This window comes from Actinomycetes bacterium (genome assembly GCA_024222295.1).
Classification (GTDB): domain Bacteria; phylum Actinomycetota; class Acidimicrobiia; order Acidimicrobiales; family Microtrichaceae; genus JAAEPF01.
Genome location: JAAEPF010000024.1, coordinates 184,461 through 198,418, shown reverse-complemented (window position 1 = coordinate 198,418; position 13,958 = coordinate 184,461). Strand labels below are relative to the sequence as shown.

The 13,958-nt window shown below is 68.3% G+C and carries 10 protein-coding genes; 7 read left to right on the top strand and 3 right to left on the bottom strand.

Going from position 1 to position 13,958, the window contains the following annotated elements:
- The first annotated feature begins 4 nt into the window (after positions 1 to 4).
- The 4 genes from GY812_08775 (at position 5) to GY812_08760 (ending at position 6,545) form a co-directional block, all read left to right on the top strand.
- Entirely contained in the window at positions 5 to 1,378 is a 1,374-nt protein-coding gene (locus GY812_08775) for an FAD-binding oxidoreductase (GenBank protein MCP4435571.1), read from the top strand.
- 89 nt (positions 1,379 to 1,467) lie between these two features.
- A complete protein-coding gene (locus GY812_08770) occupies positions 1,468 to 2,721 on the top strand; it encodes a glycoside hydrolase family 3 protein (GenBank protein ID MCP4435570.1) in 1,254 nt (417 codons plus the stop codon).
- 63 nt (positions 2,722 to 2,784) lie between these two features.
- Positions 2,785 to 5,955, top strand: coding sequence for an EAL domain-containing protein (locus tag GY812_08765; protein ID MCP4435569.1), 3,171 nt, complete (start codon positions 2,785 to 2,787; stop codon positions 5,953 to 5,955).
- A gap of 155 nt (positions 5,956 to 6,110) precedes the next feature.
- Entirely contained in the window at positions 6,111 to 6,545 is a 435-nt protein-coding gene (locus GY812_08760) for a CBS domain-containing protein (GenBank protein ID MCP4435568.1), read from the top strand.
- A gap of 8 nt (positions 6,546 to 6,553) precedes the next feature.
- On the opposite strand, the gene leuA is transcribed toward GY812_08760, so the two are convergent.
- Complete coding sequence (gene leuA / locus GY812_08755; protein MCP4435567.1) at positions 6,554 to 8,308, bottom strand: 2-isopropylmalate synthase; 1,755 nt, start codon at positions 8,306 to 8,308, stop codon at positions 6,554 to 6,556.
- Positions 8,309 to 8,649: 341 nt separating this feature from the next.
- Here leuA and GY812_08750 point away from each other — a divergent pair, with 341 nt between their 5' ends.
- The 3 genes from GY812_08750 to GY812_08740 are packed head-to-tail and all read left to right on the top strand — an operon-like array spanning position 8,650 to position 12,241.
- A complete protein-coding gene (locus GY812_08750) occupies positions 8,650 to 10,248 on the top strand; it encodes a GGDEF domain-containing protein (GenBank protein MCP4435566.1) in 1,599 nt (532 codons plus the stop codon).
- The gene (locus GY812_08745) at positions 10,199 to 11,608 is read left to right on the top strand and encodes an amidase (protein ID MCP4435565.1); all 1,410 of its coding nucleotides are present in this window, start codon (positions 10,199 to 10,201) and stop codon (positions 11,606 to 11,608) included. The genes GY812_08750 and GY812_08745 overlap by 50 nt, the downstream gene beginning before the upstream one ends.
- Before the next feature lie 24 nt (positions 11,609 to 11,632).
- Positions 11,633 to 12,241 (top strand): hypothetical protein, encoded by a 609-nt coding sequence (locus GY812_08740; protein MCP4435564.1) that lies wholly within the window; start codon positions 11,633 to 11,635, stop codon positions 12,239 to 12,241.
- Position 12,242: 1 nt separating this feature from the next.
- Here GY812_08740 and GY812_08735 read toward each other — a convergent pair whose 3' ends face one another.
- Positions 12,243 to 12,860 (bottom strand): septum formation inhibitor Maf, encoded by a 618-nt coding sequence (locus tag GY812_08735; GenBank protein MCP4435563.1) that lies wholly within the window; start codon positions 12,858 to 12,860, stop codon positions 12,243 to 12,245.
- Positions 12,799 to 13,935: a tRNA dihydrouridine synthase DusB gene (gene dusB / locus GY812_08730; GenBank protein MCP4435562.1), complete on the bottom strand. Its 1,137-nt coding sequence runs from the start codon at positions 13,933 to 13,935 to the stop codon at positions 12,799 to 12,801. The genes GY812_08735 and dusB overlap by 62 nt, the downstream gene beginning before the upstream one ends.
- Between the last annotated feature and the right edge of the window lie 23 nt (positions 13,936 to 13,958).

Here is a 13,958-nt window from a genome sequence, read left to right as displayed (position 1 = left end):
AGCCGTGGACGACTCACTCGTCGAACTGGCCGACCTGCTGGCCCGGCCGCTTCGCACCGGCGCCGACGCACGCGCCCACGAGGTGCCATGGCGCGGCCCGTCGGGCCCGGCCTTCGCAGTTGCCGTGCCGGGTGACATCGAGGAGGTGCGAGCGATCGTGAGTTGGGCTCGCGACCATCGCCGGCGCCTCATACCCCAGGGCGCCAACACGGGGCTGGTGGGTGCTTCCACCCCTCCCCCTGAAGGACCGGCTCCGGTGGTGCTCAGCACCAATGCCATGGCCGACCGCCTCGAGGTTCGTCCGGCCGACGCGGTGGCGGTGGTCTCGGCCGGTGTCCGGCTGTCGGCGCTCAACGAGGCTGCCAGCAGGCACGGCCTCGAGCTCCCGGTGGACCTCGCGGCGGATCCTGCGATCGGGGCCATGGTGGCAACGAACACCGGCGGCTCGAGGGTCATGGCTCACGGGGACATGTCGGCCCACGTACTGGGCGTGCAGGCGGTGCTGGCAGACGACGACGTTTCGGTGATCGGCGACGTCAGGGGACTGCGAAAGGACAACACCGGACCCGACCCTGCCCGGCTGCTGGTCGGATCAGCCGGATCACTCGGGGTCATCACCGCATGCGCGGTGTCACTCACCCCGCTGCCGGCGGAGCGCGCAACAGCTCTGATCGGACCCACGGCGGACATCGAGGCAGTCAGCTTGCTCCCCGCATTGAGGCGTGCGCTCGGATCCGGCCTCACCGCCTTCGAGGTCATGTGCCCCCGGGCGGTTTCCGCGGGTCTGCAACGGGCTTCGATTCCGCATCCGGTCGACCCGGGTGCGGAGCCGGCCGTCACCGTGCTCGTGGAGTGCTCGGGGGGAACCGGGGTGGCGGACAGCCTCCTGGATGCCCTCGTCGACGCGAATGTGCACGACCGGGCACTTGCGGTGCCACGCACCGAGGCCTGGGCCCTGCGCCACGGCATCACCGAGGGACTCGCCTCACAGGGCGAGGTGATCGGCTTCGACCTCTGTGTTCAGCCCGCCCACTTGCCCGCCCTGCGTGCTGCCGTGCGCGACACCGCCCACTCGGTCAGGCCCGAGCTGGCAGTGGCGGACTTTGGCCACTGGGGCGACGGTGGGGTGCACGCCAACGTGGTTGTTCCCCACGACGTGGCCATTTCGGAGTCCGACCGCCGCGCCCTGCGAGCAGCTGTCCACGAGCTGGTGACCACCAGGTTCGCGGGGTCATGGAGTGCCGAACACGGGATCGGCCCGACCAACGCGGGGCAGTGGCGCCGATCGACTCCATCCGCCACGAGACGGGTACTGGCTGCGGCCAAGGCCGAAATGGACCCACTGGGCGTGTTGGGCCATCCGGGGTTGCCGTTCTGAAAGAGGCAACAACACTCTGCGCCACTAGCTGACCGCAGTGCGCTGTCGTTTGGGGTGCCATCGGAGAGCCTGCGGTAGCGTCGCAATCCATGCCCGGCGCCCGGACGATCCTGACAGCGGGTGCGTTGCTGCTGGCGCTGCTCGGCGCCGCTTGTGCAGGCACCTCCAACCAGCAGGTTTCCGGCAAGGTGGCCACATCGACGGCGCCCACCACCAGTTCCACGACCACCACGACCCGGGCACCCGACTGCGCGAGCACGCTGCCCACCTCCGGCCAGGCAGCCCAGCTGGTGATGGTCATGGTTGCGGATCCATCCCATGCCGCAGACGCCCTGGAGGCCGGAACCGTCAGCGGATACGGCCTCAAGGGAAACCAGCGCAGCGACGTGGCCGATGCGATCGAGGCCACCGCAGGGCTGTCGGTGCTGCCCATCAGCGTGGCCGTCGACGAGGAGGGCGGCACGGTGCAGCGGCTGCGCTACTCCGCAGGCCGCCTGCCATCGGCCGAAGACATGGCAGAAGGCACGCCCGCGCAGGCCGCGAACGAGGTCGAGGCCCACGCCCGGCGCATGGCGGACATGGGCGTGACCATGAACTTCGCGCCGGTCGCCGACGTGGGCAGCGGCGCCGGCCTGGGCAGCCGCTCCTTCGGCGACGATCCCACGACTGTCAGCGAGTTCGCAGTCGCCGTGGGCAATGCCAACGCAGCCGGTGGCGTGACGCCGGTGGTGAAGCACTGGCCGGGCATCGGCGGTGCAGGCGTCGATCCGCACAACTCACTACCCACACTCGACCCGGTCGAGGAACTGCGCGCCGTGGATATGGCCCCGTTCCGCTCGGCGTTCGAGGCGGGTGCGCCAGCGGTCATGGTGGCGCATGCCGAGGTACCGGGTCTCACCGCCGACGGCGAGCCGGCATCGCTCTCACGAGCCGCCATCACCGACGAGCTCCGCAACTCCGAAGGCTTCGGAGGCGTCGTGATGACCGATTCCCTTGGCATGGGCGCCATCGTGGATGACCACACGCAGGCCGAGGCTGCCGAACTCGCGATCTCGGCTGGAGCCGACATCGCTCTGGTCTCGGGAACCGACGTCGTGAACGGCGTGCATGAACGCCTCGTCGAGGCGATCACCGAGGGCAGGATCCCCGCCGAACAGGTCGAGGCATCGGTCCGACGGGTGCTCTCCCTGCGCGGAATCGAGGGCGAGTGCTTCGACGCCGTGTCCGAGTACGCCGCGCAGGCCCGTCTGGAGGCCGACAAGGCACAGCGGGAGGCCGACCTGGAGTCCCGGCAGGAGTCAGAGGGCGCGGCGCTCGACGGCACCGCCACCAGTAGCGGCTGACCGGAACCGGGTCGAACCACACTCAACCTACCGGACCACCTCGTTTGTCCCTACGCTGGGGCCGTGGCAACACACCAGTTGCTGGCGCTGCTCGAACGCAACGGCACCGTCCGCTCGATCGCGCCCGGGATCACCAGACTGACCGGCCTCGACCCGTGTGACTACGTCGGGCGGGACCTGCTCGAGCACGTCCATCCCGAGGACCGCCAACGCTCGCACCGGCGCCACGCCGCCGTGGTCCACGGCACCGACGGCACCCGCAACGGAATCCGCGTGCGGCTGGCGACCAAGGATGGCGACTGGCGCTGGCTGGAGATGCTGGCCACGCGATGCCTCGACGAGCCCGGCATCGGCGCGGTCGTTGTCTCCGTGCAGGATGTCTCCTCCGCCAGCCCGAAGATCCCCCGGGTCCCGCGGGCCGAGGAGGAACCCGCTGGTGGCGCGAGCCGCCCCAGCGAGGACTTCTTGCGGATGCTGCTCAGCATCTCGGCGAACGCGGTTCTGGTCCTGAACGAGGACTCCACCATCAAGTGGGCCAGTTCCGGAGTCGGCACCGCAGCCGGTTACACCGAGGAGGAGTTCGCCCGCCTGAATCCCGTGGAACTGGTTCACCCCGATGACATCGCGTCCCTGGGCGAGGCCATCGACTCCTGGCGCTCCCACGAAGGACAGGAGCTCCCGCTGCCAACACCGGTGACCGTGCGGATCAGGCACCGCAACCGCGGGTGGCGGTGGACCGACGTCGTCGGTCGCGATCTACGCGAGAACCCCGCCTTCGACGGTCTCGCACTTGCGATCACGGACTCACACGAGCGCGTCCTGGCCGGCGAACGCCTCTCCTCCTCCGAACGGCGGCATCGAGCGTTGCTCCGCAACAGCCACGACCGGGTGCTTCTCACCGACAGGGACGGGATTATCACGTGGGCCTCCGAGTCGCGAACCAGGTCCTGGAAGTGGGACCCCAAGGACATCGTCGGCGTCGACCTCGCCCTGGCTCTCGGTGAGGAGGACCGGGCCACCCTGAAGGGGGTCCTGCGGCGATGCGTCTCCGTCCCCGGCCATACTGAGGTGTTCGAGGCACCGCTGCTGGGCACCGACGAAGGCATCCGGTGGAGACAGATGACGGTCTGCAACCAACTCGACGATCCCGACGTGGCAGCGGTCGTGTGGAACCTCCGCGACGTGCAGGCCGAACACGATCTGGAGTCGGCCTCGGTGGCGTTCGGATCCCTGGCCGTGTCCTCCTCGACCGGACTGTTCGAGATCGACCAAGACGCCGGACTCGTTGACGTCAACCCGCGTTGGGAGGAGATCACGGGCATGACCGCAGCCGAGGCAGCGGGCAACGGCTGGCAGGCAATCCTCGTCGACGAAATGGTCCACGCCGGCCCGGCTGAGAGGGAACCCGGGCCGCAGCCGCCGGTTCGGCTCAGGATCAGGCGACCCGACGGGGAGTATCGCTGGGTCGACGTGCGTTCGACCGTGGTCATCGACGCCGACGGGCGTGCCAAGCGGTTCGGTGGAATCGAGGACGCGACTGCCGAGGTCCGCGCCGAGCAGGAACACCAGAGCCTGCTCGAGATATTCGGCCTCACCGAGGACACGGTGATGGTGGTCGACGCCGAGGGCAGGCTGGTGTTCATCAACCGCACCGGGCGCGACTTCTTCGGCCTCAGCGAGCAGGAGTACGAGTCACGACTGCACACGCAGTGGCCTTTGAGCCTGCCCAAGGCCGACGGCTTCGGGGAGATAATGAAGCAACTCGGCGCCACCGGGTGGTGGTCGGGCGAGGTCGAATCCGTCAGCGCCAATGGCGACAAGCGCATGATGCGCGTGGAGCTGATGATGCACCGCGACGAACAGGGTCGCGCCCGCCAGTTCTCGACCGTCACCCACGACATCACCGAAACGAAGCAGCTCGAGGCGAGCCTCGAATACGAGGCCACCCACGACCAGCTGACCGGCCTTCCGAACCGACTGGCCCTGCTGCGGGAACTCGGGGAGATCGCCGAGCAGCACCACGACTCCGCGACGGCGAGCGTCGCACTGTTGTTCATCGACCTCGACCACTTCAAGGTCGTGAACGACAGCCTCGGCCACGAGGTCGGCGACCAGCTGCTTCAGCAGTGCGCCAGGCGGATCGGCGCCGTGGTGCGACCCGACGAGACGGTGACGAGGTTCGGCGGCGACGAGTTCGTGGTGGTGTGCCAGCGCATCGGTGAGCGCAGCGACGCCGAGTCGATCGCCGAGCGCATCGATGCCGCCCTGACGGCGCCCTTCGACGTCGAAGAACACCAGATCCACACCGGCGTGTCGATCGGGATCGCCCACTCCAGCGCGGCCGACCTCGACCCGGCAAGCCTGCTGCGTGACGCCGACACTGCGATGTACCACGCCAAGTCAACCGGGCGACGGTGCTGGGCGACCTTCGACGACGAGTTGCGCCGCGCTGCGGTATCGCGCCACCAACTAGAGCGTGAGCTCAGGGCCGCCGTGGAGAGTGAGGACTTCACGCTCGCCTATCAGCCAGTCGCACGGCTCGACGACTTCGGTGTTGTCGGAGTGGAGACGCTGCTGCGTTGGCGCATGGATGGACAGTCGATCCCGCCGGACACGTTCGTGCCCGTCGCCGAGGACACGGGTCTGATCATCCCGATCGGCACCTGGGTGATGCGCAGCGCGCTGGATCAGCTTGCCCAATGGGACCGTCACGGCCTTGACTCGTTGGCCATGGCGGTCAACGTGTCCGTGCGCCAGCTACAGGCACCCGGGTTCGTGGCCAGCATGGCCGAGCTGATCGAGTCCAGAAGCGTCGACCCCTCGCGGATTTGCCTCGAGATCACCGAGACGGTCCTGCTCGAGGAGCTCAAGACGACCCGCGGCATCCTGGGTGACCTGACGGGCATGGGGATCAACATCGCTCTGGACGACTTCGGCACCGGCTACTCACCGCTGACTTACCTAAAGGAGCTGCCGATCGACGTGGTGAAGCTTGACCGGTCGTTCGTGGCGGAGATCGGGTCCAACCCGCGCTCCACGGCCATCGCCACGGCGGTGGTGAGTCTGGCCTCCGCGATCGACCTCGCTGTGATAGCCGACGGCATCGAGACCGAGAGCCAACGCGAGGCGCTGGCCGAGCTGGGCTGCACCCTCGGCCAGGGTCGCTTGATCTCTGCCCCCTTACCGGCGGCGGACCTCCCGGCCGCCATCAATGCCCTGACGGACAGGCCCTGATCCCCAGCCACCGGCGGTGTCCATCAGCAAGCTGAGTGTGCCCGATGACACATCGACCACAGTCGGTCATAATGTTGTTACTGGGTGCATCCGTACACTGAAACCGCCCGGGTACACGGCTACCCGGAGACATAGAGGGGCCAGGAGGACATCACATGCGAGTCGCCACGATCATCAACGAAAAGGGCAGCACTGTCGCCACGATCGGCGCAACCGCAAAGCTCACCGACGCGGCATCCGAGTTGCGCCTCCGCGGCGTCGGAGCGCTGGTCGTGTCCTCCGATGGCCGCCGGATCGAGGGAATCGTCTCCGAGCGCGACATCGTGCGCCGGCTGGCCGAACGGGGCCAGTCAGCGCTGGCCGAGACCGTCGAGACCGTCATGACCGCGGAGGTGCGCACCTGTGAACCGGGTGACACCTGCGATGACCTCATGCGGATAATGACCGAGCATCGCATGCGTCACCTGCCCGTCGTGATCGACGGACAGCTGGCCGGGATCGTGTCCATCGGCGACGTGGTGAAGCACCGTGTCGGCGAGCTCGAAGCCGAAGCCCGCACGCTGCACGACTACATCACCACCGGGCGCTGAGCCGCCCGTCAGCCCGCCCGGGCATCGTGGCGGTTGACAGCTGAGACCACGGCTCGCAGCGAGGCGAGCAGGATGGACTCGTGCATCCCGACACCCCAGCGGATGGTGCCGTCGGGAGCCTGTAGCGCCACATAGGCAGCCGCAGTGGCGTCCGTTCCGGCGGATACCGCGTGCTCGCTGTAGTCGACGACCTCGAGCTTCGTTCCCAACGTCTCGCCGAGGCCGTTCATGAACGCCGATATCGGTCCTCCGCCGGACCCGTTAACGGTCGTGGGTTCGCCATCGACCACGAGCTGGACCGTCACTTCGGCTCCGTCGGCACGCGTCGTGGCCTCGGCCGAACGGAACACGATGCCCTTGGCACCACCATCACCCTGCCCATCGACACTGCCCAGGTACTCGGCGGCAAAGGCATCCCACATCGCGGCAGCCGTGATCTCCGTGCCCGTGTCCTCGGTGATGTGCTGGATCGTCTTGGAGAACTCGATCTGCAACCGACGCGGCAGCTCGAGTCCGTGCTCGGCCGACATGATGTAGGCGACGCCACCCTTGCCCGACTGGCTGTTGACCCGGATCACGGCCTCGTAGGTCCGCCCGAGGTGTGCCGGGTCGATCGGCAGGTAAGGCACCTCCCACGACTCGTAGTCGCCGGCCGGCCGGCCGAGGTCCTCGTTGCCGCCGAGGGCGGTGAGGCCCTTCTTGATCGCATCCTGGTGAGAGCCGGAGAACGCCGTGTACACAAGGTCTCCCGCGTAGGGGTGGCGCTCATGCACCGACAGGCGGTTGCAGTACTCCGCCGTTCGACGGATTGCATCGATGTCGGAGCAGTCCAGTCCAGGGTCCACGCCCTGGGTGAACATGTTGAGTGCCATCGTCACCACGTCCACGTTGCCCGTGCGCTCACCGTTGCCGAACAGCGTGCCCTCGACACGCTCGGCGCCTGCCAGAAGGGCCATCTCGGCCGCAGCAACGGCGGTCCCGCGGTCGTTGTGCGGGTGTACCGACAGGATCGCCCTCGAGCGGTCGGGCATGTTGCGATGCACGTGTTCGACCACATCGGCGTAGATGTTGGGCATGTACATCTCCACGGTGGCAGGCACGTTGATGACCACCTTTTCGGGCTGGCCATCGGGGCCCTCGCCGAGCTCGAGAGCATCCATGACCGCGGCAGAGATCTCGATCGCGAAGTCGGGCTCCGTGCCCGTGAACGACTCCGGGGAGTACTCGTAGCGCAGGCGGGTGTCGCCCGCATGCCCCTCGAGCTCGCGGCAGAGCTTCGCCGCGTCCACCGCGAGCGCCGTTATGCCCTCGCGCTCGGAGTGGAACACCACGCGACGCTGGAGCTCGGATGTGGAGTTGTAGAAGTGCACCATCGCCTGGGGCGCGCCGCGAAGCGCCTGGTAGGTGCGCTCGATCAGCTCGCGGCGGCACTGCACCAGCACCTGGATGGTGACGTCCTCGGGGATCAGGTCACCCTCGATGAGCTCGCGCAAGAAGTCGTAGTCGGTCTGCGAGGCCGAAGGGAACCCGACCTCGATCTCCTTGAACCCCATTTCGACCAACGTCTCGAACATCTTGGCCTTGCGCACCGGATCCATCGGGTCGATCAGCGCCTGGTTGCCGTCACGGAGGTCCACCGAGCACCACGTGGGGGCGGTGGTGAGCACGTTGTTGGGCCATGTGCGGGTAGCCAGCCCACCGTTGGGTGAGCCGTCGGGGTCACCCGCGAGCGGCAGGAAGGGCCGGTACTTGTCGAAGGGCATCTGCGTCGTCTGGGTTCTGTGGGACATCGGATTGCTTCCTGGGTCGGATACGAGGGTCGAGCGGAACTTGGTCCGAAAACTGAAGAACCTCCTGCTTTTGCAGGAGGTTCGGCGAGCACGCAGGAGCGGGCTCGCCTAGGTCAGCAGAAGGAGGGCAAGTGCTCGGGGAGTCATCGGGTCCACTGTACGCCCGCATCAGGTCGGTGGCAACGCCATACCCGTGCCCACAGCGCCGGGCTCTTGTGGGACTTGTCAGGTGGCACCGGAAACCGCAGGAGTGACCCCCGGACACCCTCGGTACCCTTGCTCGAGTCGGCAACCGGCCGCGGAGCGGGCCAGACATGGACAACAACGGCACCCCCAGCCCCGAAGCGCTTCGGCAGCGGCCCGCACCGGGCCTGGTGCTCTTCGGCGCTGCCTGGGCCGCCATCGGCGGGCTCGTCTCCATGCACACGTCCGGCGGGGTGCGCCTCGCCGTGTTCCTGCTGGCGGCATGGGTGCCGGTGCTGGCCCTGATCGCATCGATGCGCGGCACATCGGCCAAGCACCACTGGGTGAGGATGGCCTGGGGAGTCATCGCGTTCGTCACCGCGGCCAGCCTCGAGGCGGTGCTGCGATTCAGAGGATGGAGCACTCCATCGGAGGAGAACCCATCCGACCTCATCTACCTCGCCGGCTATGCGCTGCTGGCCTCCGGCATCTGGACTCTCATCCGGCGACACGGCCGCTCGGAGATCCGCAAGGGACTGATCGACGGCGCTGTGATGCTCGTGCCTCCGGTCGTCCTGCTGATCGAGTACGTGGCGCACGTGCCAACCAATGGCGATGGCGCCAACTGGGCGCTTCGGTTGCTCGCCGCCGGATATCCCCTTCTCGACCTGATCCTGCTGGCAGCGCTGGTCTGGCTGGTCGCGACGCCGACACTGACCCGCGCACACCTCGGCCTGCTGGCCACCGGCATGGGGCTCAGCCTCATCGCCGACATGGCCCACGCCGTGGAGTTGCAGTCCCCGAGTGACTCGATGCGTCGTGTGATCGAGGGGCTCTACCCGCTCACGTGGACCCTGCTCGCCGCTGGCATAGCGACCGGCGCCGCAGTGCGCTTCGGGCGCCCACGCGGCGCAGAGGTGCTGCACTGGGGCCGCATCGGGTTGCTCGGCTTCGGAGCCCTGCTGGGGCCGCTCGTGATCGTCATCGCAGCCATGCCTCCGGAGCCCCTTCCCGTGATCTGGGTGGCGACCTCTGTGGTGCTCGTCTCGTTCATCATCGTATGGCGAATGATGCAACTCGCCCGCACGCTCGGCACGACCACCAGCCAACTGGACCGCGCCCGACAGGAGCTCCAGGTCCAGGCCACCCACGACCCCCTCACCGGGCTGCTCAACCGCGCGGTGCTCGACGACGTGCTCGACGAGCTTCATAACCCGGCGTCGCTGCCCGGCGCGCTGCTGTCCATCGACCTGGACCTATTCAAGTCCGTCAACGACACCCATGGCCACGACGCCGGAGACACCGTGCTGCGTATCACTGCGGACCGGCTGCGCACGACCTTGCGCCCCGCCGACCTCGTGTTGCGCATGGGCGGCGACGAGTTCCTGGCCGTGCTGCACGAGGTGACACCTGCGGAGGCACAGGGCCTGGCGCGCCGCATCCTTGCGGCAATCCAGGAACCGATCCGGTGGAAGGACTCCCACCTGCGCGTGTCCGCCAGCGTCGGCGTCGCATCGATCGAGGCGGACAGCCCCGGACAGGCCCCCGAACTGCTGATGACGATGGCCGACGCGGCCATGTACGAAGCGAAGCGTGCCGACACCGGCAGCTCCGGTGCGGTGGCACACGCAGGCGATGGAGCCGACCTCACCGGCCCGCAAGGCGCTACCGTCACGGGCCATGACGACCAAGAGCGCGCTGGACCTGGCGAAGTCGATACGAACCGGTGACATTGGTGCCGCGGAGGCACTGGAAGCCCACCTGGAGGCGATCGACCGGCTCGACCCGGCGCTGAATGCCGTCTGCTTTCGCGACGACGACCGGGCACGGGCCGACGCCGCGTCGGTCGACGATGCGGTTGCCAACAACCGCGCCGACGAGCTGGGCCCATTTGCCGGGGTCCCGATGCTCATCAAGGACCTCAACGACGTCGAGGGCTGGCCGACCACGCTCGGAAGCCGAGCATCCAGTGACACACCCAAGCAGGCTGACCACCCACCCGTGGCCCGGTTGCGCAGCGCCGGGTTCGTGTTCTCGGGCAAGACCACCACTCCGGAGTTCGGGTCGGTGTCGGTCACCGAGTCAGAGCGACTGGGCGCCACGCGAAACCCGTGGAACACCGACCACACGCCCGGCGGGTCCTCCGGTGGAGCCGGAGCAGCGGTTGCCGCCGGCATGCTGCCGGCTGCACATGCCTCCGACGGCGGCGGGTCCATCCGGATTCCCTCGAGCTGCAACGGCCTCGTGGGGCTGAAGGCATCCCGCAACCGGATCACCAGCGGCCCGACCAAGATGATCAGCGCATCAACCCAGGGCGTCGTGACGCGCGACGTGGCCGACCAGGCCGCGATCGTCGACGTGATGTCCCAGCTGGACCAGGCATCGTGGGAGGTGGCGCCGCCGCTGGCCCGGCCCCTGAGCGATGAGGTGGGCGCCGACCCGGGTCGGTTGCGCATCCGCCTCTCCACCGCCAACGCAGTGGGCGTGGATCCGGCGCCCGCCTGTGTGGAGGCGGCGGAATCGGCCGCCCGGATGCTCGAGGAACTCGGCCACGAAGTCCAGACCGATGACGTCCGCTGGCCCGACGCCGCCGGCTTCATGGGCGGGTTCCTGACTGTCTGGTCGACGATCTCGGCGGGGTACGAGCTCACCGATCTCGACCTGCTGGAGCCTCACAACCGCGAGAGCCTCGCCGGAGCCCGCGACACCGACTCGATCTCCTACACCGAATCGGTGATCATGCTCCAGAAGGCCTCGCGGGACTTCACACCGCAGTTCGGACGTGACTTCGACCTGCTGTTGACCCCCACGATGGCCATCGAGCCACCGGAGGTGGGGTGGATCTGGACCGGCGCCGACGAGTCGCCCACCGCCCCCATGGTCAACGCCACTCCGATGGCCGCCTACACAGCCGTGTTCAACGTGACGGGCCAGCCGGCGATCAGCCTGCCCGTTCACGTGTCCGAAGCCGGGCTTCCCGTTGGGGTGCAACTGGCGGCACCGCCGTTCGACGAGGCCACATTGATCCGTGTTGCGGCCCAGCTGGAGCAGGCCGTTCAGTGGGCCGACCGCCTGCCCTCTGCACCCTGAGGCCCCGGTCACTACCCTCATCACATGCGTTTCATCGGGGCGAGGTCGTTGGGGTTCGTGGCTGTTGTTGCCGCCACGCTGATGGGCGTCGGCTGCACAGCTGGCACCACCTACGGACCCGGTGGTGAACCGGGGCCCTATACCGGCCCGCCACCCGAGACCGCCGTGTGGTTCGCGGGTGACTCGTTGGCGCACCACACGGCCCGGCACATGCCCCATGAGCCGTTCTGGCTGACCGCCACCGGAGCGTCCGGGTTCGTGGACCACGCGGCGCTGTTCAACGGGCGAATCCGCGACAACGTCATCAACGCCGGGGTCGAGACCCACCTGCCGGACGTCGTGATCGCAATGGGCGGCGTCAACGACCTGTCGGTGGGCACGACCGCCGCCGCGATCATCACGGCCATGGACGAATTCGACGCCGAGCTGGCATCGCTCGGCGTGCCGGTGCGGTGGGTGCTCGAACCAACCTGGGGGCACGCGGTCAACTACCAGCCGATCTATGACCACCTGATCGCCACCTACCCGGACGTGATCGACTGTCGCGGGCAGGCCGGCGACTCCTTCGACGGCCTGCATCCGCTCGACTACCAGTGGTTCGCCTACTGCGTCGACGATTCAGTTCACCCCTGACTCAGCGAGCACCGAGCAGCCGCGACACAGCACGCATCGGCAGGCCGATGACGGTCGACGGATCACCCACCACCCGTTCCACCAGCACAGCACCCGCGCCCTGGATCGCATAGGCGCCCGCCTTGCCCATGGGCTCACCGGTGGCGACGTACCAGTCGATCTCCTCGGCGCCGAGGTCTGCGAAGGTGACGGCGGCTGTCACGGTGCGAACGACTGTCGGCCGAGCGGGCGCCGCCATGGCCACGGCGGTGTGCACCTCATGGGTACGTCCGGACAACGCCTGCAGGATGCGCCGCGCATCGGCGGGGTCCACAGGCTTGCCGATCGCCTGGCCATCCAGGGCCACGGTGGTGTCGGCGCCGAGCACAACGGCATCGGTGCGGGCGGCGGCCCCGGCCTCCGCCTTGGAGATGGCCAGACGCTCCACCATGGCGGTCGGCTCCTCATCGAGCAGGGGCGTCTCGTCGACGTCGGTGGAAACGATGTCGAAGCTGTCCACGATCCGCGCCAGCAGTTCGTGCCGGCGCGGCGAGGCAGACGCGAGCACCAGTGCGGGCTCAGCCACCGGACATGACCGCTGCGGGCTCGGCTGCCAGCACGGGTTGGGAGTCGCGGTCATCCAGCCAGCCGTCAGGCAGGGCCACCCGCTTGAGGGGGTTGGAGTGGCTGCGGTTGAACCCGGCTGCGGCCGACGGAGCGGGGGCATCCGGGTCCAACTTGTCGAGGATCGCCTCGATGTCGGCGATGGTCATCACCTGGCCGGCTGCCCGGCGCAGTTCGGACCCGACCGGGTAGCCCTTGAAGTACCAGGCCAGGTGCTTGCGGAACGCGGGCAGACGCCGCTCGCTGCCGTGCCATTCCACGAACAGGCCCGCATGGCGCCGGATCACCTCGGCGACCTCGCCGAGCGACGGACCGCCAGCCACTGGCTCGCCGCGGAAGTGGGCCTCGAGCTCACCGAACAGCCACGGCCGACCCAGGCATCCCCGGCCGATCACCACACCGTCGCAACCGGTGAGCGCAACCATCTCACCAGCATCGCCGGCACAGGTGATGTCGCCATTGCCGAGCACGGGAATCCCGCCGATGCTCTGCTTCAGCTCTGCGATGGCCTCCCACCGCGCCGGCGGGCCGTAGTGGTCGAGCGCAGTGCGTGCGTGCAGTGCGAGCGACGCGGCCCCGGCGTCCGCGGCGATACGACCGGTATCGAGGTAGGTGATGTGGTCGTCGTCGATGCCCATGCGGAACTTCACCGAGACCGGCACGCTTCCTGCGGACTCGGCATCAGCCGCGCGGACCGCCGCATCGATCACGGAGGCGAGCAGCTTGCGCTTCCACGGAAGAGCCGCTCCCCCACCGTTTCGGGTCACCTTGGGGGCCGGGCAGCCGAAGTTCATGTCGAGGTGGTCGACCATGCCGCCGCCGACCAGACGACGCACGGCCTCGGCGACGTAGTGGGGGTCGGTGCCGTATAGCTGGAGCGAACGGATCTTCTCCGCCGGGTGGAACCGGGCGAGGTCCCAGGACTTCTCGTGGCCCTCGACCAGCGCACGCGCCGTCACCATCTGGTTCACGAACAGCCCGCCGCCGAACTCGGCGCACAGCACCCGGAACGGCGCGTCGGTCACGCCCGCCATGGGCGCGAGGACCACAGGCGGGTCAACCGCTATGTCGCCGATCCGCAGTTCCGACATGTCCCCAAGGGTGCCACGGGGCG